Source organism: Microbacterium sp. 22179 (assembly GCF_052045715.1).
Lineage (GTDB): Bacteria > Actinomycetota > Actinomycetes > Actinomycetales > Microbacteriaceae > Microbacterium > Microbacterium galbinum.
The window spans coordinates 755,440-780,201 of sequence record NZ_JBQEPJ010000001.1; the positions used below are offsets into that span (position 1 = coordinate 755,440).

Sequence of the window (24,762 nt, forward strand, 5' to 3'; positions counted from 1 at the left end):
TCCTCCGGGGAACGACAGCGGGATGGGATTCAGTCTATCGGGGTCATCGGGTCGGATCGGTTCCGCGGGACAGGTCGTCCCAGGAATCGATCGCATCGACGGGGCCGTCGGTGTGGGCGGGGACATCGTCTCCCGTGCGGTACCGACGCCCGCCGCTCTTCCAGCGTCGCCACGTGCACAGCGCGAACACCGCGGCGGCGAGGAGCAGCACCCACCCGACCAGTGCGATGACCGGCCAGGCTGAGGGGGTGATCGACGCGACGACCGTCTCGACGGCGGAATCACCGGCGAGACCCGTCGCCTCGGTCACCGTCGGAGCCACGGCCGACAGCGGCACCCCGACGAGCAGCTGGAGCGTCGACCACCCGAGGAACACGGCGGCCACGGCGGCGAGCACCGCGAAGATCAGGCGCAGTACCGGGCCGGCGATCGACAGCGCCGCGCCGAGCGCGAGCACGGCGAGACTCAGCGGGGCGAGCAGCACCAGCGCGGATGCTCCGGGGACGAGGATCTCGGCCCCGGCATCCGCTCGCTGCACGGTCAACCAGGTCTGCGTCGACGAGATGATCCCGATCGCACCGGCGAGAAGGAACCCGAGGAGGGTGATCGAACGTCCGCGTCGCGCCACGTTCATTCGGACGCGCCCCCGGCCACGGCTTCGAGATCGGTCGTGTCGAAGCACGTGCGCGTCCCTGTGTGGCACGCGGGGCCGGTCTGATCGACCGAGAGCAGGATCGCGTCGCCGTCGCAGTCGAGTCGGGCTCCGTGCACGACCTGGATGTTGCCGGAGGTGTCGCCCTTGCGCCAGTACTCCTGGCGCGAACGCGACCAGTACGTCGCACGACCGGACGTGAGGGTGCGCCGCAGGGCCTCCTCGTCGACCCACGCCATCATGAGCACCTCGTGCGAGTCGTACTGCTGCACGATCACCGGGGCGAGCCCATCGGAGTTCCAGGCCACCTGGGCGACCCTGGCATCGAGATCGGTCATCGGACCAGCACTCCTTCTGCGCGCAGCGCATCCTTCACATCGCCGACGGTCAGCGCGCCCGTGTGGAACACGCTCGCGGCGAGCACGGCATCGGCTCCCGCGTGGATCGCCGGGGCGAAGTGCTCCACGGCACCGGCACCACCGGAGGCGATCACGGGGACGGTCGCGACCTCACGCATGAGGCTCACCAGCTCGAGGTCGAAACCGTCGCGCGTGCCATCCGCGTCGATCGAGTTCACGAGAAGCTCTCCGGCCCCGCGCTCGGCAGCTTCGCGCGCCCACTCCAGGGCATCGAGCGTCGTCTGCGTGCGGCCTCCGTGCGTGGTGACGACGAAACCGGAGGCGGTGTCCCCCGCGCGCTTGACGTCGAGCGACAGCACGAGCACCTGTGCGCCGAAGCGGTCGGCGATCTCGCCGATGAGGTCGGGCCGCGCGATGGCCGCGGAGTTGACGCCGACCTTGTCCGCACCAACGGCCAGAAGCCGAGCGACGTCGTCGACGGTGCGCACTCCCCCGCCGACGGTCAACGGCACGAAGACCTGCTCCGCCGTGCGCTGCACGACGTCGTAGGTCGTCGCACGGGCGTCGACCGTGGCCGTGACATCGAGGAAGGTGATCTCGTCCGCGCCCTGAGCGGCGTAGTGCCGGGCGAGTTCGACAGGGTCCCCCATGTCGCGGAGGTTCTCGAAGTTCACGCCCTTCACGACGCGGCCGTCGGCGACGTCGAGGCACGGGATCACGCGCCGCGCGAGAGCCATCAGAGCCTCGCGGCGTGGATGGCGGTGACGAGGATCGCCCGCGCTCCGAGCGCGTAGAGGTCGTCCATCACCTGGTTCACGCGCTTGCGCGGGATCATCACCCGGACGGCGACCCAGGCGGGATCGCGCAGCGGCGAGATCGTCGGAGACTCTCGCCCCGGAGCGATCGCGACGGCCTGATCGACGAGTTCGGCCGGCAGGTCGTAGTCGACCAGCACGTAGCGGCGGGCGACCATCACCCCGCGCAGGCGACGCAACAGCGTGTCGGTGCCATCGGCATCGCCGTCACGGCTGATCAGTACGGCCTCGGACTCGAGGATCACCGGGCCGAAGATCTCCAGACCCGCCTGACGGAGGGTCGTACCGGTCGAGACCACATCGGCCACGGCATCCGCCACTCCCAGGCGCACGGCCGACTCGACGGCACCGTCGAGCTGCACGAGTTCGGCGGTGACACCGTGCTCGCGCAGGAAGGCGCCGACGAGGCCCGGGTAGGCGGACGCGACGCGCACGCCCTCGAGGTCCTCCAGCGAGGAGAATCGCCCCGGAGGGCCCGCGAAGCGGAACGTCGAGCCACCGAATCCGAGCTGCTCGATCTCGCGCGCGGGCTGCTGCACGTCGAGGAGGAGGTCACGACCGGTGATCCCCACGTCGAGCGCGCCGGACGCCACATAGGTGGCGATGTCACGCGGGCGGAGGAAGAAGAACTCGACGTCGTTCTCGGCGTCGATCACGTGCAGGGTCTTGGGGTCGCGCCGGCCGGCGTATCCGGCCTCCGCGAGCATCTCGGCGGCGGTCTCGGAGAGAGAGCCCTTGTTGGGAACGGCAATGCGCAGCATGTCTGACTTTCAGATCGAATCGGGATGGGCGGAGCGCATCACAGATGTCGATAGACGTCCTGCAGGGAGAGTCCCTTCGCGAGCATCATCACCTGAACGTGGTAGAGCAGCTGGGAGATCTCCTCGGCGGCGGCCTCATCGGATTCGTACTCCGAGGCCATCCAGACCTCGGCGGCCTCCTCGACGATCTTCTTGCCGATGGTGTGCACGCCGCCGTCGAGCTCGGCGACCGTGCCCGATCCCTCGGGTCGGGTCTCGGCCTTGACGCTGAGCTCGGCGAACAGCTCGTCGAAAGTCTTCACGCTTCCAGGCTACCGGCTCCCGCGAGGCCCCTGAGCCGCGTGACGGCGGCTTCGACGTCGTCGGCACCGTACACCGCCGATCCCGCGACGAAGGTGTCGGCCCCCGCGGCTGCGGCGATCTCGATCGTGCGATCGGAGATCCCCCCGTCCACCTGCAACCACACATCGGATCCCCGACGCCGCGCCTCGTCGGCGAGTCCGCGCAGCTTCGGCATCGTCTCGGGTATGAACCCCTGGCCGCCGAAGCCGGGCTCGACGGTCATCACGAGGATCTGATCGAACTCGTCGAGGATGTCGTAAAGACTCTCCCCCGCGGTCCCCGGCTTGATCGCCACGCCGGCACGCGCACCGATGTCGCGCAGACGGCGGGCGAGCGCCACCGGATCGGCGGCGGCCTCGAGATGGAACGTCACGCTCGCGGCCCCCAGCTCGGCGTAACCGGGAGCCCAGCGGTCGGGATCCGAGATCATCAGATGCACGTCGAGCGGGATCGGACTCGTCGCCTGGATCCGCTCGACCATCTGCGGTCCGAACGTGAGATTCGGCACGAAGTGGTTGTCCATGACGTCGACGTGCGCGAAGTCGGCGGAGGCGATCTTCGCGAGGTCCCTCTGCATGTTGACGAAATCGGCGGCGAGGATGCTCGGGTTGATGCGCGGCGCGCGGGGAAGCTCCACGGTCACTCTCCCTTCGGTACGCGCTGCAGGAGCGCGAGGAACATGGCGTCGGTGCCGTGACGGTGCGGCCACAGCTGGACGGAACCGGACTCGGCGCGGCCGTCGGATGCGAGATCGATCGGCGAACGGGAGATCTCGGAGATCACGGCCCGGGCATCGAGCTCGACGAGGTCCTCCCTCCCGCGGAGAACCTCCTGCACCACTCCGGTCGTCTCGGCGAGGTGAGGTGAACAGGTGACGTAGGCCACGATGCCGCCGGGCGCGAGGGCGTCGACCGCCGCCGACAGCAGCTGCTCCTGGAGCGGAACCAGCTCGGCGACATCGGCGGGTGACTTGCGCCAGCGTGCCTCCGGGCGTCGCCTCAGCGCACCGAGACCGGTGCAGGGAGCGTCGACGAGCACGCGATCGAACTCGCCGGGGCGAGAGGCGGCGAGCACACGGCCATCCTCTTCGTGCACCGGGATGTCTCCGGGGACCGGACGCAGCGCGCTGCGCACCAGCCCCGCGCGGGTCGGGACCACCTCGTTCGCTTCGAGCACGGCACCGGTCTCGTGGGCGATCGCGCCGAGCAGGGCGGTCTTGCCGCCGGGGCCCGCGCAGAGGTCGAGCCACTTCTCTCCGGGGGCGATCGGCTTCGCCGCGGCGAGAGCCAGCGCGACGAGCTGTGAGCCCTCGTCCTGCACGCGGACGGTTCCGCGCGCATCGGTGATGATGCGGTGGGGATCGCCGCCGGGCGATCCGAACGCGGTCGCGGCATACGGGCGACGGGGTTCCGCCGGCTCGGCGAGCCCGGGAAGGGCGACCAGCGTCACCTCCGGAGAGGCATTGTCGGCCTCGAGAAGCGCATCGAGTTCCGACACCCGGCCCTCGGCGTCGAGCGCTCGGCGAAGCGCACGGATCACCCAGACGGGATGCGCGCTGCGCAGTGCCAGGCGCTCGTCATCGGACCGCGCGGACGACTCGATCTTGTCCTGCCACTCGCCCGGCGTCTCGCGCGAGACGCGGCGGAGCACGGCGTTGGCGAAGCTCGACGCTCCCCGGCTCACCTCGGTGGCGACGATGTTCACCGACTCGTTCACCGCGGCGTGCGATGCCACGCGCGTGGCGAGCAGCTGATGCACGGCCAGGCGCAGCGCATCGAGGACCGCAGGATCGATCGAGTCGACCGGACGATCGGCAGCGGCGGAGATGATCGCGTCGTAGGTGCCGCGACGGCGGAGCGTGCCGTAGGTGAGCTCGGTCGCCAGCGCCGCGTCCTGCGGAGTGAGTCCGGCTTCGCCGATCGCGTGCGGCAGCGCGAGGTTCGCGTAGGCGTCGTCCTCGGACACGGCACGAAGGACTCCGTAGGCCACCCGTCGTGCGGGCTGCACGGTGCGGGCCTGCACCCGCTGCCCGCTGCCCCGTGCAGATCGCTGCGTGGCATCGGTCCGGGGACGGGAGGGACCGGGCTTGCCCGGGCGCCGTCGCTTGTCGTCGCTCATGATCCCGCACGCATCCCTTCGGCGTCCCGCTGTCCGCGCCACCAGTCGGCGGCGTTCATGGCTCCCTTGCCCGCGGGTTGCACGCGCGTGACGGCGAGCGGGGCGGACGCGGTGCCGATCAGCACCGCCGTCTTCGTCGCGCTGATTTCTCCCGGTGCGAGCTGAGCGCTCTCAGTAGCAGGAGCGGCTTCGAGGATCTTCACCCGCTGTCCGCCGACGGTCGTATGCGCGCCGGGTTCGGGGGTGACCCCGCGGAACCGCGCGAAGACGGCCTCGACCGGGGCCGACCAGTCGAGGGCGCCGTCCTCGAGCGTGAGTTTGGGGGCGAAGGTGGGCGCTCCCGTCTGGGGAACGGCGCGGGCGCTGCCGTCGGCGATCGCGGCGACCACGTCGGCGGTGAGCGCCGCACCGTCGTCGGCGAGTGCCGCGAGGGCGACGTCTGCGGTCGACGAGTCGGGAAGCGCGATCTCCCGCGTCGCGAACACGTCGCCCGCATCGAGCTCTGCGACGAGCCGGAACACGCTCGCACCGAGCACGGGATCGCCGGCGATCAGCGCGCGCTGCACCGGTGCGGCGCCGCGCCACGCGGGCAGGATCGAGAAATGCAGGTTGATCCAGCCCTCGCGGGGCGCCGAGAGGAGCGGCTCCCGCACGAGGCCACCGTAGGCGACAATCACGCCGAGCTCCGGTTCGAGGGCGAGGATGCGTTCGGTCGCCTCGGTGTCGAGACGGGCAGCGGCGATGACGGGGATGCCGAGCTCGACAGCGGCCTGGGCGACCGGGGACGGCGTGAGCACCCGTTTGCGTCCGAGCGGCGCATCGGGTCGTGTGACGACACCGACGACATCGTGCTCGGTCGCCAGGCGGCGGAGCGTGGGAACGGCGGCGGCCGGTGTGCCGGCGAAGACGAGGCGCATGAAAGGTTCTCCGGAGGGATCAGAGTTCAGGATCGAGGATATCGAGGCGGACGGTGAGGCTGCTCCGCGGATTCTTCCCGCGACCGCGGCGGCTGGCGACCGCTTCGGCGACGACGGCGGCGCGCAGCGCGGTTACCACCCGTGTTCCGGCGCCGTACTCGAACCGTACGAGCGCGCGCACGCGGGCAGGGATGTCGTCGGACTCGACGGGCACGGGTCCCAGCACGGCATCCGAGGGCAGCGCGAGCTCTCCGAGCGCGATGAGCGCGCGCGAGACGGCGGCCGCCGACCCCTCGACGAGAGCGACCCGCGTCGTGGGCGGCATGTGCAGGGGTGCGCGGCTCTCGAGCTCGGAGCGGGCGTAACCGCTCTGGTTCCAGGTCGCCAGCGCGCGCGCGGCCTGGCCGTTCACGCCGACGAGGTGGATGGGTGCGCCGTGAGCCGCGAGAGCCGCAGCATTCGACCACCAGCGCAGACACGACTCGCCGATACGAAGGTCCGGCGATTGCAGCATCCGCGGGCCGTCGAGCAGGACGACCGCTCGATACCCGCCGTCGGCTGCGGGTTCGGCACCGCGCGTCGCCACGACCAGCGCGGGCTTGGCATCGACCCGCTCGACGGGGTGCGCACCGTCCGCCACGATCACTCGGACTCCCGGGAATGCGCGACCGAGTTCATCGGCCGTGCGTTCACTGCCCGAGGACGCGAGGCGCAGCTTCGTCGACGAGCACGTCGGGCAGGTCCAGGCGCGTGCGCTCCGACCGCACCAGCCGCACACCGGCACCGCGCCCCGATGGCGTGCGCCGAGGGGACCGCCGCAGTGCGCACAGCGCGCGGGCGCCCGGCACTCGGCGCACACCAGGGAAGGAGCGAATCCGGGGCGCGACACCTGGACGAGCACCGGTCCCTCCGCCGTCGCCTCACGGGCGGCGAGGAAGGCCGACGAGGGCATGCGCTGCGCGGTGGGCTGCTCCATCTCCTGCGGCGTGCTCAGGATGACGCGGGGAAGGACGCGGCGTGTCGCTCGGATGTCGCGGAGCCACCCGAGGGCGACGAGACGTTCGACGTCGGTCGTGCGGGTGTGCCCGGCGAGGAGGAGAGCGGACCCCTCTTCGCCCTGGCGGAGGAGGGCCGCGTCGCGCGCGTTGACGTACGGGGCCAGCGGCTCGCCGAGCAGCGGGTCGCCGTCGTCCCAGATCACGACGAGTCCCGCCCGCACGGGCGCATAGACGGCGGAGCGGTTGCCGACGACGATGCAGGGCGCGTCCTCGAGCGAGCGGAGGAATGCGCGGTAACGATCCGGGTTCGTCTGGCGCGAGTCGTAGCGCACCACCTGCTCCGCCGGGACGAGGTCGGCGAGGGCGGCGAGCACCCGATCGAGATCACGGTGATCGGGAACGACCAGGATCGATGATCTCCCGGCGGCGAGAGTGCGCACGGCGGCGCCGGCGAGAAGCACGGCCCATGCCGGTCGGCCGTCGTCGAGACCCGGAATGGCCTCGACCGCCGCACGTCCTCCGTCGCTCAGGGTCTCCCCCAGTCCGTCGTACAGGGAGACGACGGCCTCCGCTGCGGCGACGACCTCGGCGGACGGCTCGAACGGCGAGGAGTCGGCGGTCCAGGCCTTCTCGACGCGCACCTGCCGCTTCGGGATGACGAGGCGGAGGATGTCGGATGCCGAACCCGCGGCGCGATCGGCGACCGCTCGGGCGAGCCGGTGCAATCGCTCCGGCAGCACCTGGACCGGAGAGACGACGGTGTCGACCTCGGACAGCGGCCGGTCGGCGTCGTCCTCGGTGCCGACCTCGACGACGTAGCCGTCGATCACCCGCCCCGCCGTGCGCAGCGGCACTTTCACGCGCACACCGGGCGCGACGTCGCCGAGCTCGGCGGGAACCGCGTAGTCGAAGAGACGGTCGAGCTGCGGCAGCGGCGAGTCGAGCAGCACGCGCGCGATGCGCCGGCTCTCGGCGCTCATGGGAGGTGGCGTTCCGTCACAGGCCGGCGGCGCGGCGCAGCTCGTCGACCCGATCCGTGCGCTCCCACGTGAAGTCGGGCAGCTCTCGGCCGAAGTGACCGTAGGCAGCGGTCTGCGCGTAGATCGGGCGCAGCAGGTCGAGCTGTTCGATGATCGCCTGCGGTCGCAGATCGAAGACCTCGTTGATGGCCCGGGTGATGATCTCGTCGGAGACCTTGCCGGTGCCGAAGGTCTCGACGTAGAGGCCCACAGGGCGCGCGACGCCGATCGCGTAGGCGACCTGCACCTCGAGCCGGTCCGCCAGTCCGGCCGCGATCGCGTTCTTCGCGACCCAGCGGGTCGCGTACGCGCCCGAGCGATCGACCTTGGACGGGTCCTTGCCGCTGAACGCTCCCCCGCCGTGGCGCGCAGCCCCGCCGTAGGTGTCGATGATGATCTTGCGTCCGGTCAGGCCGGCGTCGCCCTTGGGGCCACCCGTGACGAACGGGCCCGCAGGGTTGATGTAATACGTGACGTCATCGAGGTCGAGGCCCGTGGTCTCGAGCACCGGCGCGATCACGCGCTCGCGCACGAGGGACTTGAGCTCGTCCTGAGAGATGTCGGGGTGGTGCTGGGTCGACACGACGACCGCGTCGACGGTCTTCGGGGTGAAGCCGTCGTAGCCGAGCGTGACCTGCGTCTTGCCGTCGGGGCGGAGGAAGGGGAGCTCGCCGCTGCGGCGGACCTCGGTGAGGCGTTCGGCGATGCGATGCGCCGTCCACGCCGCCATGGGCATGAGCTGCGGCGTCTCGTTCGTCGCGAACCCGAACATGATGCCCTGATCGCCGGCTCCGAGGCCGTCGAGCGGGTCGACGGAGGAACCGTCGCGGTGCTCCTGCGCGTTGTCGACGCCGTGCGCGATGTCGGTGGACTGCTCGCCCACGGAGACGCTCACGCCGCAGGAGTCGCCGTCGAAGCCGGTCTCGCTGGAGGTGTAGCCGATGCCGTTGACCACCTGGCGGACGATCGTCGGGATGTCGACGTACGCCTCGGTACGGATCTCGCCGGCCACGTGCACGAGGCCGGTGGTGACGAGGGTCTCGACTGCGACGCGGGAGTCCTGGTCCTTCGAGAGCAGACCGTCGAGGATGCTGTCCGAGATCTGGTCGCAGATCTTGTCCGGGTGCCCTTCGGTGACGGACTCGGACGTGAACAGACGCAGGGCGCTCATCGGGGACTCCAGAACGGGATCGGAAGGGGAAGGGCTGATGAACCCATTCTGGCCCGCGCCACCGACAGAGCGGGTGCGCGGGCCGCGAATATCACTCTGCGTGACGCAGGCGGAGCTTGTCCTCGTTGATCTCGTGCAGCGCGATCGTGAGCGGCTTGTCCTCGACCGAGGAGTCGACGAGCGGGCCGACGTTGTCGAAGAGGTTGCCCTCGTGCAGATCGGAGTAGTAGTCGTTGATCTGACGTGCGCGCTTCGACGCGTAGATCACGAGCTCGTACTTCGAGTCGACGCGGTCGAGCAGGTTGTCGATGGGGGGATCGATGATGCCCTTGGTGTGGTGTCCGGCCATGATGAGACCTCCTGATCAGGCGACGGGATCGTCGCGAAGACGGTGCGATGGGCGCGCGAGAGCACTCAGCGCGCAGAGCTTGAAGACAATTCTACGACCTCGTCGGCCGCAGCGGCGACCGTCTCGTTCACGATGAGGTGGTCGAACTCGTTCTGCGCGGCCAGTTCGACCTTCGCGGTGCGCAGTCGGCGCGCCCGTTCCTCGGGGCCCTCGGTGCCTCGTCCGACCAGCCGCTGCACCAGTTCGTCCCAGCTCGGCGGCAGCAGGAAGATGAGCGTGGCCGACGGTTCGGCGGCCCGCACCTGGCGCGCGCCCTGCAGATCGATCTCGAGCAGCACCGTCCTGCCCTCGGCCAGTGCGGCGTCGATCGGCGCCCGCGGCGTGCCGTAGCGGGAACGGTTGTGCACGACGGCGTACTCCAGGAGCTCACCCTCGGCGATGAGCCGATCGAACTCGGCGTCGTCGACGAAGTAGTAGTGCACCCCGTCGACCTCGCCCGGTCGCGGAGCCCTCGTCGTGGCCGAGACCGAGAGGTGGATCTCGGGGTGGTTCTCGCGGATGTGCGCCGCCACGGTGCCCTTGCCGACAGCCGTCGGGCCCGCGAGGACGAGCAGTCGGCTGCGTGCCCCGCGCGGCTCCGGAACCGGGAAGCGGCCGTCGAGCCACTCCGAGAGCGCGGCGCGCTGACGCACGCCCAGTCCGCCGAGGCGCTTCACCGGGGAGATCCGCAACTCGTCGAGGACGCGATCGCGCTTGCCCGCCCCGATCGCCGGGAGCGCCAGCAGGAAGTCGGTGATCCGCAACGAACCCTCGACCGAGTCGGCATCCTCCGTCGCGCGTCGCAGCACCGTCTGCGGCGTCACCACGCGCGTGGTCAGATCGCGCTTGAGCGATGCGCGTGCACGCCGGCGTTCGACCGCCTTGCGCGCCGCCGCGGCGCGGTCGACCTCGGGAACCACCCGGACATCAGACATTCAGGGACTCCTCGTACTCTGCGACGCGCGCGGTCACGGCATCGGCCAATCCGTTCGGCCCGGCGGCGAGAACGCTCCGGCTCTCACTCGCGATCACGCAGGGCGCCATGGTGCCGAAACGCGGGCGCAGATCCTGCGGGGTCGCGCCCTGCGCTCCGAACCCCGGGGCGAGGATGGGCGCGGGTGGGGCGAACGCCGCGATCGCGGCATCCGTCCAGTCCACGGTCGCACCGATCACGAAGCCCGCGCTCCCCCACTCGCCGTCGGAGACGGCGGAGGCGTTGCGCGTGGACACCTCGTCGATCACCTGCGCGGAAACGGTCGAGCCGCCAGAACCCGTGGACGCCTGCAGCGACCGCGCCTCCGGGTTGCTGGTCGCCGCCAGGACGAACAGCCCCTTCCCGTGCGTGTGCGCCAGAGCGAGAGCGCCGTCGAGCGCCCCCACACCGAGATACGGGTTCACCGTCAGCGCGTCGGCTTCGAGCGGCGAGCCCGGGGTCAGCCAGGCGGCCGCGTACGCATCCATGGTGCTGCCGATGTCGCCGCGCTTCGCATCGGCGATCACCAGCAGGCCCGCTCGCCGTGCAGCGGCCAGCACGTCCTCGAGGGCCGCGAAGCCCGCCGAACCGAAACGCTCGAAGAACGAGACCTGCGGCTTCACGAAGGCGACGCGCTCGGCGACGGCGTCCACCGTGCGAAGACCGAACTCCCGCACGCCTCGGGCGTCGTCGGCCAGACCCCACGACGCCAGCAGCGCCGCGTGCGGATCGATGCCGACGCAGAGCGGGCCGCGCGCGAGGATCCCCGCGCGCGCCCGCTCACCGAAACCTGCACTCACACCGTGGCCTGACGGTCGAGCGCATACTCCTGCAGGCTCTTCACCTGGAAGCCCTCGTCGGCCGCGTCCATACCGCTCACGGCAGCGCCGAGCACGGCCATGGTCGTGAACAGCGCCTTGTCAGCGGCGACGGCCGCCGCGCGGATCTCGTAGCCGTCGGCACGCGCCGTGCCACCCGAGGGGGTGTTCACGACGATGTCGATCGCTCCGTCGTTGATCAGGTCGACGATGTTCTGCGCGCCCGACTCCTGGGTCTCGCTGAACTTCTCCACGACCTGCACCGCGATGCCGTTGCGGGAGAGGATCTCCGCCGTACCCTCGGTCGCGACGATCGTGAAACCGAGCTGCTGCAGCCGGTGCGCGGGCAGGATGACCGCCCGCTTGTCGGAGTCGGCGACCGAGATGAACACGGTGCCCGAGGTGGGCATGCCCCCGTATGCCGCCGCCTGGCTCTTGGCGAAGGCCGTCGGGAAGTCCTTGTCGATGCCCATGACCTCACCGGTCGAGCGCATCTCCGGTCCGAGCACGGAGTCGACGATCTTGCCGTCCTTGGTGCGGAAGCGCTTGAACGGGAGCACGGCTTCCTTCACCGCGACGGGGGAGCCGAGCGGCACCCGCGAACCGTCGTTCTCGGGCAGCATGCCCTCGGACTTCAGCTCGGCGATCGTGGAGCCGGCCATGACGCGGCTGGCCGCCTTCGCGAGCGGGATCCCCAGCGCCTTCGAGACGAACGGGACCGTGCGGCTGGCGCGCGGGTTGGCCTCGATCACGTAGAGCACGCCGGCGCTGATCGCGAACTGCACGTTCAGCAGGCCGCGGACTCCGACGCCCTGAGCGATCGCGAGCGTCGCGGTGCGCACTCGATCGATGTCGCTGCGTCCGAGCGAGATGGGCGGAAGGGTGCAGCTCGAGTCACCGGAGTGGATGCCGGCCTCCTCGAGGTGCTCCATCACGCCGCCGATGTAGAGCTCGGTGCCGTCGAACAGCGCGTCGACGTCGATCTCGATCGCGTCGTCGAGGAAGCGGTCGACGAGAAGGGGCTTGCCCTCCTCGATGACGACCTCGCCGGCGGTGCGCACGAAGTAGTCGCGCAGGCTCTCGGTGTCGTAGACGATCTCCATGCCGCGACCACCGAGCACGAAGCTCGGGCGCACGAGAACCGGGTAGCCGATGTCCTCGGCGACCGCCACGGCACCGTCGACGTCGATCGCGGTACCGTGGCGCGGGGCCACGAGCCCGGCGGCGTCGAGGATGCCGCTGAACAGCGCCCGCTCCTCCGCGAGGTCGATCGCGGCAGGACTCGTGCCGAGGATCGTGTACCCCGCCGCCTCGATGCCCTTCGCGAGCCCCAGCGGGGTCTGGCCGCCGAGCTGGCAGACGACACCCAGGATGGTGCCGCTGGCGGCCTCGGCGTCGAGGACCTCGAGGACGTCTTCGAGCGTCAGGGGCTCGAAGTACAGACGGTCCGAGGTGTCGTAGTCGGTCGACACGGTCTCCGGGTTGCAGTTGACCATGACGGTCTCGTACCCGGCATCCGACAGCGCGAACGACGCGTGCACGCACGAGTAGTCGAACTCGACTCCCTGTCCGATGCGGTTCGGTCCCGAGCCGATGATGACGACCTTGGTGCGTTCGGAGGGCTCGACCTCGGTCTCGAAGTCGTAGCTCGAGTAGTGGTACGGCGTGAGGGCGGGGAACTCGCCGGCGCAGGTGTCGACGGTCTTGTAGACCGGGCGGATGCCGAGGCCGCGGCGCACGCCGCGGATCTCGTCCTCGCTCTCGCCGCGGATCTCGGCCAGCTGCGCGTCGGAGAAGCCGTGCTCCTTCGCGTAGCGCAGGGTGGCGGCGTCGAGCTCGGGAGCGGTGCGCACGATCTCGGCGACCTCGTTGATGAGGACGATCTGGTCGAGGAACCAGGGGTCGATCGCGGTCGCGTCGAAGGCCTGCTCGATCGTCGCGCCCTTGCGCAGCGCCTGCTGCAGCACCACGATGCGACCGTCCGTCGGCGTCTTCGAGATCTCGAGGAGCTCTTCGACGGAGCGCTCCTCCGGACCCCAGTGGAAGCTCGAGCCGCGCTTCTCGAGGGAACGCAGCGCCTTCTGCAGGGCCGTGGCGTAGTTGCGACCGATGGCCATCGCCTCGCCGACCGACTTCATGGTGGTCGTGAGGGTGACGTCGGCGGCCGGGAACTTCTCGAACGCGAAGCGGGGCACCTTCACCACGACGTAATCGAGCGTGGGCTCGAAGCTCGCCGGCGTCACGCCGGTGATGTCGTTCGGGATCTCGTCGAGGCGGTAGCCGAGGGCGAGCTTCGCCGCGAGCTTCGCGATCGGGAATCCGGTCGCCTTCGAGGCCAGCGCGCTCGAACGCGAGACGCGGGGGTTCATCTCGATCACGATGATGCGCCCGTTCTCGGGGTTCACCGCGAACTGGATGTTGCAGCCACCGGTGTCGACGCCGACGGCGCGGATGATGTCGATGCCGATGTCGCGCAGCTTCTGGTACTCGCGGTCGGTGAGCGTGAGCGCCGGAGCGACGGTGATCGAGTCGCCGGTGTGCACGCCGACCGGGTCGACGTTCTCGATCGAGCAGACGACGACCGTGTTGTCGGACGTGTCGCGCATGAGCTCGAGCTCGTACTCCTTCCAGCCGAGGATCGACTCCTCGAGGAGCACCTCGTTGGTGGGCGAGTCGTGCAGACCCGCGCCGGCGATGCGCCGCAGGTCCTCCTCGTCGTAGGCGAATCCGGAGCCGAGGCCGCCCATGGTGAAGCTCGGGCGCACCACAAGCGGGTACCCGAGCTCGTCGGCGGCCGCCAGCACCTCGTCCATGGTGTGCGCGATGCGCGAGTCGGCCACGTCGGCGCCGGCGTCGAGCACGAGCTGCTTGAAGATCTGGCGGTCCTCGCCCTTGTTGATCGCCTCGAAGTTCGCGCCGATCAGCTCGACGTCGTACTTCTCGAGGATGCCGTGGTTGTGGAGCTGGATCGCCGCGTTGAGCGCGGTCTGGCCGCCGAGGGTCGGAAGGATCGCGTCGGGGCGCTCCTTCGCGATGATGGTCTCGATGACCTCCCAGGTGATCGGCTCGACGTACGTGGCGTCGGCGAAGTCCGGGTCGGTCATGATCGTCGCGGGGTTCGAGTTGACGAGGATGACGCGCACGCCCTCCTCGCGGAGCACGCGGCACGCCTGGGTGCCGGAGTAGTCGAACTCGCAGGCCTGGCCGATGACGATCGGGCCGGAGCCGATGACGAGGACGGAGTTGATGTCGTCGCGCTTGGGCATTACTTGGCGTCCTTCTGGCTGGCGATGACCAGGTCGCGGAACCGGTCGAAGAGGTAGTTGGCGTCGTGCGGTCCTGCCGCGGCCTCCGGGTGGTACTGCACCGAGAAGGCGGGGATGTCGAGAGCGCGGAGGCCCTCGACCACGTTGTCGTTGAGGCCGACGTGGCTGACCTCGACCTTGCCGTAGCCGTTCGGGCTGTCGAACGCGCCGTCGAGCGGAGCGTCGACCGCGAACCCGTGGTTGTGCGCGGTGATCTCGACGCGCCCGGTGGACTTGTCGAGCACGGGCTGGTTGATGCCGCGGTGTCCGAACGGCAGCTTGTAGGTGCCGAGGCCGAGCGCGCGCCCCAGCAGCTGGTTGCCGAAGCAGATGCCGAAGAACGGCAGGCCGTCGTCGAGCACGGCGCGCAGGAGCTCGACGTGGTCGCCGGATGCCGCGGGGTCACCCGGGCCGTTCGAGTAGAAGACGGCGACGGGGTCGATCGCGCGGATGTCGTCGATGGTCGATGTCTGCGGCATCACGTGCACCTCGAAACCGCGGGAGGCGAGGTTGTCGATCGTGGCCTGCTTGACCCCGAGGTCGAGGACGGCGAGGTTGCCGACCCGCTCCCCCAGCGCCGTCGTGATCGTGACGGCGTCGACCGAGACCTCGGCCGACAGGTTCTGACCCGCCATCTGCGGCGCTTCGCGCACGATGCGCACCTGCTCCTCGGCGTCGAGCGCGGCATCCGCTCCCGAGAAGATGCCGCCGCGCATGGAGCCGGCGGAACGGATGTGGCGCGTGATGGCGCGGGTGTCGATACCGCTGATGCCCACGATCCCGTCCTGCACGAGGACGTCGTCGAGCGAAGCGTTCGCGCGCCAGTTCGAGACGACGCGCGAGGGGTCGCGCACGATGTAGCCGGCGACCCAGATGCGGCGGGACTCGGGGTCCTCGTCGTTCATCCCCGTGTTGCCGATGTGGGGTGCGGTCTGCAGCACGATCTGGCCGGCGTACGACGGGTCGGTGATCGTCTCCTGGTATCCGGACATTCCGGTCGAGAAGACGACCTCGCCGAGGGTGGTGCCGCGCGCGCCGTAGGCGCGGCCGGTGTAACGGGTGCCGTCCTCGAGGACGAGCACGGCGGATTCGGGAAGAGCGGTCATTCTGTGGCTCCTGTGTCGTGAGCGGCGGGGATGAGCCGTCGCAGGTCGGAGATGAGGTTCTGGGGATCGCCGGTGGCGAGTCGCAGGTAGGAATCGACGACGGTGTGGTCGTCGGCCCGCCAGTCGATCCGCACGAGTCCGCCCGGCTCGACCACGCGGTCGATGGTGACGGTCGCGCGGCCGATGTCGACCAGGCGGGAGGAGGCGAGGAACACGGTCGGTGCTCCGTCGAGGCAGAGCGCCACGCCGCGGTCCGTGATCGCGAGCTCACCGCGTGCGCGGTAGGCCAGCGGCGAGATCGCGAGGCGCTCGAGGGGCTGGTCGTGCTTGGTCGTCGAGACGTAGAGCACTTCATGACGCGACGCGACCTCGGCGTGCTCGGGCACTCCCAGCGGAGCGACGATCGCCGAATCGCGTCGCTGCCGTCGTCGCCACGAGAGCAGCATCGTCAGCAGGATGAGGAGGGCGACGGCGATGGTGATCGCGATCGCGATGTCCCGTGCGCTCATGCGTTCAGGTCCTCGACCAGCGAGCCGGCGTCGACCGTCAGCCGTCCGCCGTGCACCGTGTACTCCACCCGACCGGGCAGGGCCCGACCGAGGTAGGGAGAGTTGGTGCTGCGCCCGTGCAGGTCCCCCTCGCTGAAGACGCCCTCGACCGAGGCGTCGTAGAGCGCGAGCTGCGCGGGCTGTCCGGCGAGGAGCGGTGTGCCGTGACCGGTGAGACGACCGATCCTGGCCGGGGTCGCGCTCATCACCCGAGCGACGTCCTCCCAGCCGAGCAGTCCGGTCTGCACCATCGACTGGTGCACGACGCGCAGGGCGCTCTCGAGCCCCACCATGCCGTTCGCGGCGGCCTGCCACTCGCACGCCTTCGCCTCGCTCGGGTGCGGCGCGTGATCGGTGGCCACGATGTCGATCGTGCCGTCCGCGAGGCCCTCGCGCACGGCGAGCACGTCCTCCTCGCGGCGCAGCGGCGGGTTGACCTTGTAGCGGGCGTCGTATCCTCGCACGAGCTCGTCAGTGAGGAGCAGGTGGTGCGGGGTGACCTCGGCGGTCACCGCGATCCCGCGCTTCTTGGCCCAGCGGATGATGTCCACCGACCCCGCCGTCGACAGATGGCAGACGTGCAGGCGCGACCCGACGTGCTCTGCGAGCAGCACGTCGCGCGCGATGATCGACTCCTCAGCGACCGCGGGCCAGCCCGTGAGCCCGAGCTCCGCCGAGACGGTGCCCTCGTTCATCTGGGCGCCCTCGGTGAGGCGCGGATCCTGTGCGTGCTGGGCGATCACGCCGTCGAAGGACTTCACGTACTCGAGCGCGCGCCGCATGATGAGCGGATCGAAGACGCAGAAGCCGTCGTCGCTGAAGACGCGTACCCGGGCGCGCGAGGAGGCCATGGCGCCGAGCTCGGCCAGCCGCTCGCCCTTCTGCCCGACGGTGACCGCGCCGATCGGCTGCACGGTGGCGTAGCCTGCGGCCTCGCCCAGGGCGAGTTCCTGCTCGACGACGCCGGCGGTGTCGGCGACCGGCGAGGTGTTCGGCATCGCGAAGACGGCCGTGAACCCGCCGGATGCCGCGGCCCGCGTGCCGGTGAGGATGGTCTCGGATGCCTCGTAGCCGGGCTCCCGCAGGTGGGTGTGGAGGTCGACCAGGCCCGGCAGTGCGACCAGGCCGTCGGCGTCGATGACTCGAGCGCCGGCGCGGCTGAGACCGCTGCCGATCTCGGCGATCAGGCCGTCCTCGATGATGATGTCGGCACTGTCCGTGCCGAGCAGCTTCGCACCGGTGATGACGAGGGTCTCGCTCACAGGTCTCCCCCTCGTTCGTCGTCTCGTTCCCCTGCCAGCAGCAGGTACAGCACCGCCATGCGCACGGATACTCCGTTGGTGACCTGCTCCAGCACCGTGGAGCGAGGCGAATCGGCCGCTTCGGAGGAGATCTCCAGTCCGCGGTTCATCGGTCCGGGGTGCATCACAATGCTACCGTCCGGAAGACCGGCCACACGCCGTGCGTCGAGTCCCCAGCGCCGTGAATACTCCCGCTCAGTGGGGAAATACGCGGCATTCATCCGTTCGAGCTGGATCCGCAGCATCATGACCGCGTCCGGTTCGCCGGCCAGCGCCTCGTCGAGGTCGTAGACCACGCGGATCGGCCACAGCGATACGTTCTGCGGCACGAGCGTCGGCGGCGCGACGACGGTGACGTCGGCGCCGAGGGTCGTGAGCAGCCAGACGTTCGAGCGCGCGACCCGGGAGTGCAGCACGTCGCCGACGATCACCACACGCACGCCGGAGAGGTCGCGGCCTCGGCTGTCGGCACCGAACCGCCGCTTGCGGATCGTGAACGCGTCGAGCAGCGCCTGAGTGGGGTGCTCGTGCGTTCCATCGCCGGCGTTGACGACACCGGCGGAGATCCATCCGCTCGTCGCCAGGGTCTGCGGGGCGCCGGAGCCGGGGTGGCGGATGACGACCGCGTCGGCGCCGATCGCCTCGAGGGTCTGGGCCGTGTCCTTGAGGCTCTCGCCCTTCGACACGCTGGAGCCCTTGGCGGCGAAGTTGATGACATCGGCCGAGAGGCGCTTGGCGGCGGCCTCGAACGAGATGCGCGTCCGCGTCGAGTCCTCGAAGAAGAGGTTCACGACGGTCTTGCCCCGCAGGGTCGGGAGCTTCTTGACCTCGCGGGACTGCGTATCGGACATGTCCTCGGCGACGTCGAGGATGCGCAGGGCGGTGGCGCGATCGAGGGTGCGGGTATCCAGGAGGTGCCTCATTCGCCGATCGTCACCTCCTCGGCCCCGTCGTTCTCGACGAGACGCACGTTGACGCGCTCGGTGCGCGCGGAGGGGATGTTCTTGCCGACGAAATCGGGGCGGATCGGCAGCTCGCGGTGGCCGCGGTCGACCAGGATCGCCAGTCGCACGACGGACGGCCGGCCGATCGACTGGATCGCGTCGAGCGCGGCACGGATGCTCCGCCCGGAGAAGAGCACGTCGTCGACGAGCACGACCGTGCGCCCCTCGATACCGCCGGAGGGGATCTCGGTCGGACGCGGGGAACGCGTCGGATGCTTCGCCAGATCGTCGCGGAAGAGCGTGACGTCGAGCGCGCCCACCGGAACGGGACGCTGAGCGATCTCGCTGATCAGAGCGCCGAGGCGATGGGCGAGCGTCACTCCGCGGGTCGGAATGCCCAGCAGGACGAGGTCATCGGCCCCTCGATTCGATTCGAGGATCTCGTGCGCGATACGGGTCAGAGCCCGCGAGATATCGGCTTCGTGCAAGACGGTGCGTGCACTCATCAGCCGCTCCCTTCTCCGCCTCACAGGACGGTGTTAAAGGTTGCTTTCCTCACCAGTCTAGCGGGGTGTCAGCGCCAGCCGAGCACGTCGCGGGCCCTCGCGTCCGAAGCGGGGCATTCATCCTCTGGTGCGGAGCGGAGGCGCTCGTGTGAAAGCATCGCCGACTCGGCACCGGCCGCAGAGGTGATCGCCGCGAGCGCGGCTGCGATAGGAGCCGCCGCCGTCTCGACGATCGCGGGAGCACTCTCCGGGGCGGCGTGCGGATAGACGACGAGCTCGGCTATCCCGTTCGACACGCGCCGTGCCGTCGCGATGATGACGAGCTGCGGCGTGTCGGGCCGAGACGATTCCTCCCGGCGGCCGGCCAGGAAGCTCGCCAGGCGACTCCGCCGGTGCGCAGCCGCCCCTCGTCCGCTCGCTTCGAGGGCGACCGCGATCCATCCCGCCTCGTCCGCGGTATCGGCGAACGCGGACTCTCGCACAGCGAAACCCTGCTCGGCGAAGAAGTCCGTTGCGATGCGCAGGAGTCGATCGGTCGTCGAACGCACCACCCACCGCGCGCCCTCGAGGGCCGGGAGCGTCACGCGGTCAGCTCGCCTCGGCGAGCACGTCGCCGGCCGGCTCCTCGAGCTTCGAGGAGCGGATCGGGTGACCGCTCGTCGACAGGCAGCGACCATTCTTCAGGTCCCACTTCCAGTCGTGCATGCTGCACGTGAGGATGCCGTCGCCGTCGACCGTTCCGGTGCGGGTGAGGTCGGCGCGCAGGTGCGGGCACCGACGCTGCACGAGCCAGTCGCCGATCTCGGCGTCCTCGGTCTGGTCGGTCTGCTCCTGGTACCAGTTCTCGACGTACTCGATGCGGTCGACCGACAGGCACTTGAGGAACGTCGTCAGGAACTCGTTGAACTTGCCGCTGCGCCCGACCTGGAACTGCATCGACAGGAAGATCGAGTTCGACCAGTCGATCTCGTGATCACGGATGTTCGTCGAGACGAGGTCGGCGGGGATCGTGTACCAGTAGACGCACTCCTCCCCCGCGTACTCGCGCACCTTGGCGCGCGGGAAGTCGACCACCATGTCGAGGTCGCCGATCCGGAACCGCACGTTGCCGCCGACGCCGAGACGGATCGTGCGCGACTTCTTCAGCAACGGCTCCCACCACTCCTTGATCGCCGCGAGGATCTCCTCCGCGGGCAGCGCCTCGGCGCGCGAGGCCTCTTCGTCGCGGATCTCCTGCTGACGACTGGCGCGCTGCTCCTCGAGGTAGTCCCACTTCTCGTCGAAGATGTGCGAGATCTCGGCATCCGTGTACAGCGTCTGCTCTGTCGTGACGTCACCCGAGGCGACCGTGACGACCGTGCCAGGGATGAAGAGCTGACCGTCGTACTGCGGCGCCAGCTCCTTCATGTGCGCGAGGAACTGCTTCTGGTCGGTGAAGATCGATTCGCCGTTGCGCCCCGTGCCGTTGAAGTCGAAGAGCTCGTCGCGCAGGAACATGGGCGGGCCCGCCATCGGGAACACGTGCGGCGCATCGACCTTCTCGATGTAGTACATCGCGCGCTTGTTCTGCGCCTCACGCTTGAGCTGGGCGAAGTTCTGCTTCGCATCCATCGGGAGGTCGTAGACCATCGGCCACCAGATCGCGCCCGAGACCTGCGTGAAATACGCGTCGGGCTTGCCGAAGTGCAGCAGGCTGTCGAGGTCGAGCGGGTGCGAATCGTTCTGGTTCAGCACCGACCCGGTGCCGTCGTCGACGCTGAGCGAGGAGTCGCCGATCGGGCCGTCACTGGGGGCGCGCAGCGGGGTGATCATGATCTTGAGGTCGCCGCGCTCGATGATCTCGCCCGCGGGCGCGTACGTGATGTTGGTGTAGCCGAGGGCGCGGATGTCCTGCTCGAGGTCATCGATCGGGTACTCGGGCAGCAGCACCTCGATGTCCTTGCGGATGTACCGCTCGAGCAGCTTCGGGTCGAAGTGGTCGCGGTGCCGGTGCGAGATGTAGAGGAAGTCCGCTTCCCTCCCGAAGCGCTCCCAGTCGAGCGCGCGGTTGTCGGGGAAGGGGAACCAGGAGCCGAAGAAGGACGGTCCGAGCACGGGGTCGCAGATGATGTTCCCGCCGACCGTCTCGATGAACATCCCGGCGTGGCCGAGTCCCGTGATCCGCATTGCGCTCCTCCTGGTGCATCCCGGACGCCCCTGTTCGAGCGCCCTCCTGGACGGCACCGATTCTACCCGCGCCCCGCTGTGCGTCCGCGGCGACCGGGCCGTGGATAACCCGGTGTCGGAGACTCAGTCGTCGAAGAGTCCGCGGATGTCGTCCGCGGTGAGCGCCTGGGCGAAGAGGGCCTCGTCGTCCATCACGGCCGAGAAGAGCCGTGCCTTGCGTCGCTGCAGGTCGAGCACCTTCTCCTCGATCGTGCCCACCGAGATCATGCGATAGACGAAGACCTGCGAGGGCTGTCCGATGCGGTGCGTGCGGTCGACGGCCTGCGCCTCGGCGGCCGGGTTCCACCACGGGTCCAGCAGGAAGACGTAGTCGGCCTCGGTGAGCGTCAGGCCGAACCCACCAGCTTTGAGGCTGATGAGGAAGACCGGCTGCGTGCCGTCCCGGAAGCCGTCGACGATCTCCTGTCGGCGCAGGGACGCTCCGTCGAGATGCGCATACGGGATGCCGGCGGCGGTGAGCCGTTCGGCGGCGAGGTCGAGGAACGACGTGAACTGGCTGAAGACGAGGGCGCGGTGACCCTCCTCCTGCAGTTCGGCGACCCTCTCCAGCAGAACGTCGAGCTTGCGCGACCCGATCCGGCGATCGTTCGCATCGATGAGGGCCGGCGACAGGCTCAGCATCCGCAGCAGCGTCAGCGAACGGAACACGATGAACCGGTTGCGATCGAGATCGGGCAGCAGACCGAGCACCTTCTGACGCTCGCGCTGCAGCACGGCCTCGTACAGCGCGCGATGCGAGGCGCTGAGCTCCACTTCGAGGATCTGCTCCTGCTTCGAGGGGAGGTCGGGGGCCACGTGCTCCTTGGTGCGCCGCAGCACCAGAGGGCGGATCCGTCGCCGCAGCTGCGCGAGACGACGCTGACGGTAGGGGCCGCCCTCCTCGTTCTCGGGGACCTTGCCCTGCTCGATCGGCTGAATGTAGCGCTCACGGAACTTTCGGGCGGAGGGGAAGAGACCGGGGGCGGTGAGCTGGAGGAGCGCCCAGAGCTCACTGAGGCTGTTCTCGAGGGGGGTTCCGGTCACGGCGATCTTCACGTCCGAGCGGAAGCCCGCGATCGCGCGGTGCAGTTTGGTCGCGGGATTCTTGACGAACTGGGCCTCATCGAGCACGATCCCCGCCCACTCGACCGCGGCGAAGGCATCCGCGTCGAGACGGGCGATCGCGTAGGTGGTGACGACCACGTCGGCGCCGAACGGCTCGGCCAGACCGGACGATCGCGTCGCGCCGCGCGCCTGCACGGTCAGCCCGGGGGTGAACCTGGCCGCCTCGGACTGCCACGTTCCGGCGACCGACGTCGGCGCGATCACGAGGAACGGCCGGCGCTCCCCCATCTCACGGGCATGCGCGATCAGAGTGAGGATCTGGAGTGTCTTCCCCAGGCCCATGTCGTCGGCGAGGATCCCGCCCAACCGGTGCTGCCAGAGGAAGGCGAGCCAGTCGAATCCCTCCTTCTGATACGGACGCAGCTCGGCGGTGATCCCCTGCGGCATCGGTGCGGACGGCACACCCGTGGCAGCGCGCAGCCCTTCGGCCGTGGCCCGCCAGGTGACGGCGGGGAGAGCCTGATCGGCGAGATCCTCGAACTCCTCCCAGAGGTCGGTCTGATGACGGCTGATGCGGGGCCCGGTCTCCCACTCGTCGAGGTCGGCGGCCTCCTCGAGCAGTTCGCGCAAGCGATCCAGCGCAGGATGCTGCAACGAGAAGTAGCTCCCGTCGACGAGCAGGAGTTTCCTACGCCCCTTCGTCAGAGCGGTGAAGAGCGGTTCGAAGGGGATCAGTCGGCCGTCGATGCGCACGAGCACGCCGAGATCGAACCAGTCGGGGTCGGCGGACTCGACCGTCGACACCGTCACCTCCGGCTCGCCCGTGAGCTCGCGATAGGTCTTGCGTCGACCGGACACCTCGACGAGCACCCCCTCGACCTCGAGACGGGGGACGAGATGCGTGACGAACTCCGCGGCTTCGACGTCGTGGAACGTCCCCGTCGACGTGAAGCGCTCCCCCGTCGCCCGCTGCCAGACCGTGACGATCGGTTCGAGGACTGCCATCTCGGCCGCCCGATCTCGCACGCCATGGGCGGACTCGTCGAGAGGCACGCGACCGAAGCCCCGGTACTCCCATTCGAACGCGAAGGCGATCGTGTCGCCGCGACGGAACGTGAGCTGGAGCACAGGAGTCGGCAGGGGCAACGGCGGAAGATCGACCCGCGCGCTACCGCGCACTTCGATGCGCCGCGCCAGCAGCGGGTACGCCTCGCGCAGGAACGCCTCTTCGTCCGCGCGCGGGACAACGAGAGCGCGAGAAGCGGTGATCAGCGCGTGCACCGAGTCGCTGAGCGGCATCTCGGCCAGGACCACCCGTACCCGGTGGCCGTGAGAGGTCACGGCGTAGACGCCGCTGCGTCCGATCGGGCGGATGTCTGCGTCGCCGATCGTCTCGCCGTCGAACTCGACCACGGCCGACACCTCGAGGTCGTCGTCGTCGTTCCTGGCGATGTCCGCGCGCACACCCGCACGGTCGGCCAGCACGACCTCGACATCCTTTTGCGTCGGGACGAGCGGGATGCCGAGTGCCGCGCCCGCGCGGAGGTGGGACCACAGCAGACGGGATTCGAGGTGGTCGACCAGCAACCAGTCACCCGCGGTCCCCGAGAGCAGTGAATCGCGCGCGATGCTCAGGAGATCCGCGAACCAGCGTGATCGCTCACGCCCGTACCGCGCCGACGACCGCCGAACGGCATCCCACGTTGCGCCGCCCTGTACCCAGGCGCCACTGGCCGCGCTGCGCTCCAGGGGACGGATGCCGAGGAGGATCTCTCCCGTGCGCCGTGCGACGTCGCGAGGCGTCGCCGCACGGAGCGGGCGGGCCGCCCAGGGATTGCCCCCGCGGACCTCGCGGTAGCGGAGCTCTACACCGAGCGCGAGCGGGGCGAGGTCGTCGTCAGCGTCGTCGCGCGAACCGAGCAGCGCGCGCCATCCGTCGTCCGGACGCGACGGTTCGCGTCGCGCGGGATCGATCGGGAGCGCCATGGACCTCATCCTCCCCCGCACCTCCGACAGCGGCGGAGGTGCGATCAGAGCGTTCAGGCCGCGCGGGACACCCGACCGAGGACGCCGTGCACGAACGCGCCCGAGTCATCGGTCGAGAACTCCTTGGCGAGCTCCACGGCCTCGTCGATCGCGACGGCCGTCGGGACCTCGTCGTTGTGCAGGATCTCCCAGACGGCGATGCGCAGGAGTGCGCGGTCGACCGCCGGCATCCGCTCGATCTTCCACTCACGGCTGTGCGTGGTGATCTGCTCGTCGATCTCGTCGCGGTGATCGATGATGCCGTCGACGATCTCGCGGGCGTACAGCCAGGAGGCCTCGCGAGCGGGTTCGCTCGCCGCCCGCTTGGCCTCGGCCGCGAGGGCGATGGCGACGTCGTCTCCGCGCACGTCGGCGGAGAAGAGGATGTCGAGTGCGCGCTTGCGCGCCTTCGTCCGAGCGCTCACG

General features: G+C 69.7%; 23 protein-coding genes. All 23 read right to left on the reverse strand.

Annotated features, from left to right (window positions below; genetic code table 11):
* Positions 1-43: 43 nt before the first annotated feature.
* The gene (locus ACTJKK_RS03690) at positions 44-634 is read right to left on the reverse strand and encodes a Trp biosynthesis-associated membrane protein (protein ID WP_247622463.1); all 591 of its coding nucleotides are present in this window, start codon (positions 632-634) and stop codon (positions 44-46) included.
* Entirely contained in the window at positions 631-990 is a 360-nt protein-coding gene (gene hisI, locus ACTJKK_RS03695) for a phosphoribosyl-AMP cyclohydrolase (RefSeq protein ID WP_247956170.1), read from the reverse strand. The genes ACTJKK_RS03690 and hisI overlap by 4 nt, the downstream gene beginning before the upstream one ends.
* Positions 987-1,748 carry an imidazole glycerol phosphate synthase subunit HisF gene (gene hisF, locus ACTJKK_RS03700; RefSeq protein ID WP_440747044.1) on the reverse strand — a complete coding sequence of 254 codons (762 nt, stop codon included), beginning with the start codon at positions 1,746-1,748 and terminating at the stop codon, positions 987-989. Before hisF ends, hisI begins: the two co-directional genes overlap by 4 nt.
* The gene (gene hisG, locus ACTJKK_RS03705; protein WP_247632201.1) at positions 1,748-2,587 is read right to left on the reverse strand and encodes an ATP phosphoribosyltransferase; all 840 of its coding nucleotides are present in this window, start codon (positions 2,585-2,587) and stop codon (positions 1,748-1,750) included. Before hisG ends, hisF begins: the two co-directional genes overlap by 1 nt.
* A gap of 38 nt (positions 2,588-2,625) precedes the next feature.
* Positions 2,626-2,889, reverse strand: a complete 264-nt coding sequence (locus tag ACTJKK_RS03710) for a phosphoribosyl-ATP diphosphatase (RefSeq protein ID WP_017202142.1) — start codon at positions 2,887-2,889, stop codon at positions 2,626-2,628.
* A complete protein-coding gene (gene rpe, locus ACTJKK_RS03715) occupies positions 2,886-3,566 on the reverse strand; it encodes a ribulose-phosphate 3-epimerase (RefSeq protein WP_440747045.1) in 681 nt (226 codons plus the stop codon). The genes ACTJKK_RS03710 and rpe overlap by 4 nt, the downstream gene beginning before the upstream one ends.
* Before the next feature lie 2 nt (positions 3,567-3,568).
* Entirely contained in the window at positions 3,569-5,047 is a 1,479-nt protein-coding gene (locus ACTJKK_RS03720; RefSeq protein WP_440747046.1) for an RsmB/NOP family class I SAM-dependent RNA methyltransferase, read from the reverse strand.
* Positions 5,044-5,964 carry a methionyl-tRNA formyltransferase gene (gene fmt, locus ACTJKK_RS03725; protein ID WP_440747047.1) on the reverse strand — a complete coding sequence of 307 codons (921 nt, stop codon included), beginning with the start codon at positions 5,962-5,964 and terminating at the stop codon, positions 5,044-5,046. The genes ACTJKK_RS03720 and fmt overlap by 4 nt, the downstream gene beginning before the upstream one ends.
* 19 nt (positions 5,965-5,983) lie before the next feature.
* A complete protein-coding gene (locus ACTJKK_RS03730) occupies positions 5,984-7,942 on the reverse strand; it encodes a primosomal protein N' (protein WP_440747048.1) in 1,959 nt (652 codons plus the stop codon).
* Positions 7,943-7,958: 16 nt separating this feature from the next.
* The gene (gene metK, locus ACTJKK_RS03735; RefSeq protein ID WP_440747049.1) at positions 7,959-9,152 is read right to left on the reverse strand and encodes a methionine adenosyltransferase; all 1,194 of its coding nucleotides are present in this window, start codon (positions 9,150-9,152) and stop codon (positions 7,959-7,961) included.
* Between the two features lie 91 nt (positions 9,153-9,243).
* Positions 9,244-9,501, reverse strand: coding sequence for a DNA-directed RNA polymerase subunit omega (gene rpoZ / locus ACTJKK_RS03740; protein WP_247622455.1), 258 nt, complete (start codon positions 9,499-9,501; stop codon positions 9,244-9,246).
* A gap of 65 nt (positions 9,502-9,566) precedes the next feature.
* Positions 9,567-10,475, reverse strand: coding sequence for a guanylate kinase (gene gmk / locus ACTJKK_RS03745; protein ID WP_440747050.1), 909 nt, complete (start codon positions 10,473-10,475; stop codon positions 9,567-9,569).
* Positions 10,468-11,313: an orotidine-5'-phosphate decarboxylase gene (gene pyrF, locus ACTJKK_RS03750; RefSeq protein WP_247632196.1), complete on the reverse strand. Its 846-nt coding sequence runs from the start codon at positions 11,311-11,313 to the stop codon at positions 10,468-10,470. The genes gmk and pyrF overlap by 8 nt, the downstream gene beginning before the upstream one ends.
* On the reverse strand, positions 11,310-14,597 hold the full coding sequence (gene carB, locus ACTJKK_RS03755) for a carbamoyl-phosphate synthase large subunit (RefSeq protein ID WP_404596382.1): 3,288 nt from the start codon (positions 14,595-14,597) through the stop codon (positions 11,310-11,312). The genes pyrF and carB overlap by 4 nt, the downstream gene beginning before the upstream one ends.
* Positions 14,597-15,742 carry a glutamine-hydrolyzing carbamoyl-phosphate synthase small subunit gene (carA, locus tag ACTJKK_RS03760; protein WP_336640347.1) on the reverse strand — a complete coding sequence of 382 codons (1,146 nt, stop codon included), beginning with the start codon at positions 15,740-15,742 and terminating at the stop codon, positions 14,597-14,599. Before carA ends, carB begins: the two co-directional genes overlap by 1 nt.
* The gene (locus ACTJKK_RS03765; protein ID WP_400438847.1) at positions 15,739-16,251 is read right to left on the reverse strand and encodes a PH-like domain-containing protein; all 513 of its coding nucleotides are present in this window, start codon (positions 16,249-16,251) and stop codon (positions 15,739-15,741) included. Before ACTJKK_RS03765 ends, carA begins: the two co-directional genes overlap by 4 nt.
* Complete coding sequence (locus tag ACTJKK_RS03770; protein WP_440747051.1) at positions 16,248-17,552, reverse strand: dihydroorotase; 1,305 nt, start codon at positions 17,550-17,552, stop codon at positions 16,248-16,250. Before ACTJKK_RS03770 ends, ACTJKK_RS03765 begins: the two co-directional genes overlap by 4 nt.
* Positions 17,549-18,514, reverse strand: coding sequence for an aspartate carbamoyltransferase catalytic subunit (locus ACTJKK_RS03775; protein WP_247622448.1), 966 nt, complete (start codon positions 18,512-18,514; stop codon positions 17,549-17,551). The genes ACTJKK_RS03770 and ACTJKK_RS03775 overlap by 4 nt, the downstream gene beginning before the upstream one ends.
* Positions 18,511-19,041, reverse strand: coding sequence for a bifunctional pyr operon transcriptional regulator/uracil phosphoribosyltransferase PyrR (pyrR, locus tag ACTJKK_RS03780; protein ID WP_440747052.1), 531 nt, complete (start codon positions 19,039-19,041; stop codon positions 18,511-18,513). The genes ACTJKK_RS03775 and pyrR overlap by 4 nt, the downstream gene beginning before the upstream one ends.
* A gap of 68 nt (positions 19,042-19,109) precedes the next feature.
* A complete protein-coding gene (locus ACTJKK_RS03785) occupies positions 19,110-19,625 on the reverse strand; it encodes a hypothetical protein (RefSeq protein WP_440747053.1) in 516 nt (171 codons plus the stop codon).
* Between the two features lie 4 nt (positions 19,626-19,629).
* Positions 19,630-21,207 carry a Rieske 2Fe-2S domain-containing protein gene (locus ACTJKK_RS03790; RefSeq protein ID WP_440747054.1) on the reverse strand — a complete coding sequence of 526 codons (1,578 nt, stop codon included), beginning with the start codon at positions 21,205-21,207 and terminating at the stop codon, positions 19,630-19,632.
* A 123-nt stretch (positions 21,208-21,330) separates the two neighbouring features.
* Positions 21,331-24,297 (reverse strand): SNF2-related protein, encoded by a 2,967-nt coding sequence (locus ACTJKK_RS03795; RefSeq protein WP_440747055.1) that lies wholly within the window; start codon positions 24,295-24,297, stop codon positions 21,331-21,333.
* 53 nt (positions 24,298-24,350) lie between these two features.
* Positions 24,351-24,761, reverse strand: coding sequence for a transcription antitermination factor NusB (nusB, locus tag ACTJKK_RS03800; protein ID WP_247622443.1), 411 nt, complete (start codon positions 24,759-24,761; stop codon positions 24,351-24,353).
* Between the last annotated feature and the right edge of the window lies 1 nt (position 24,762).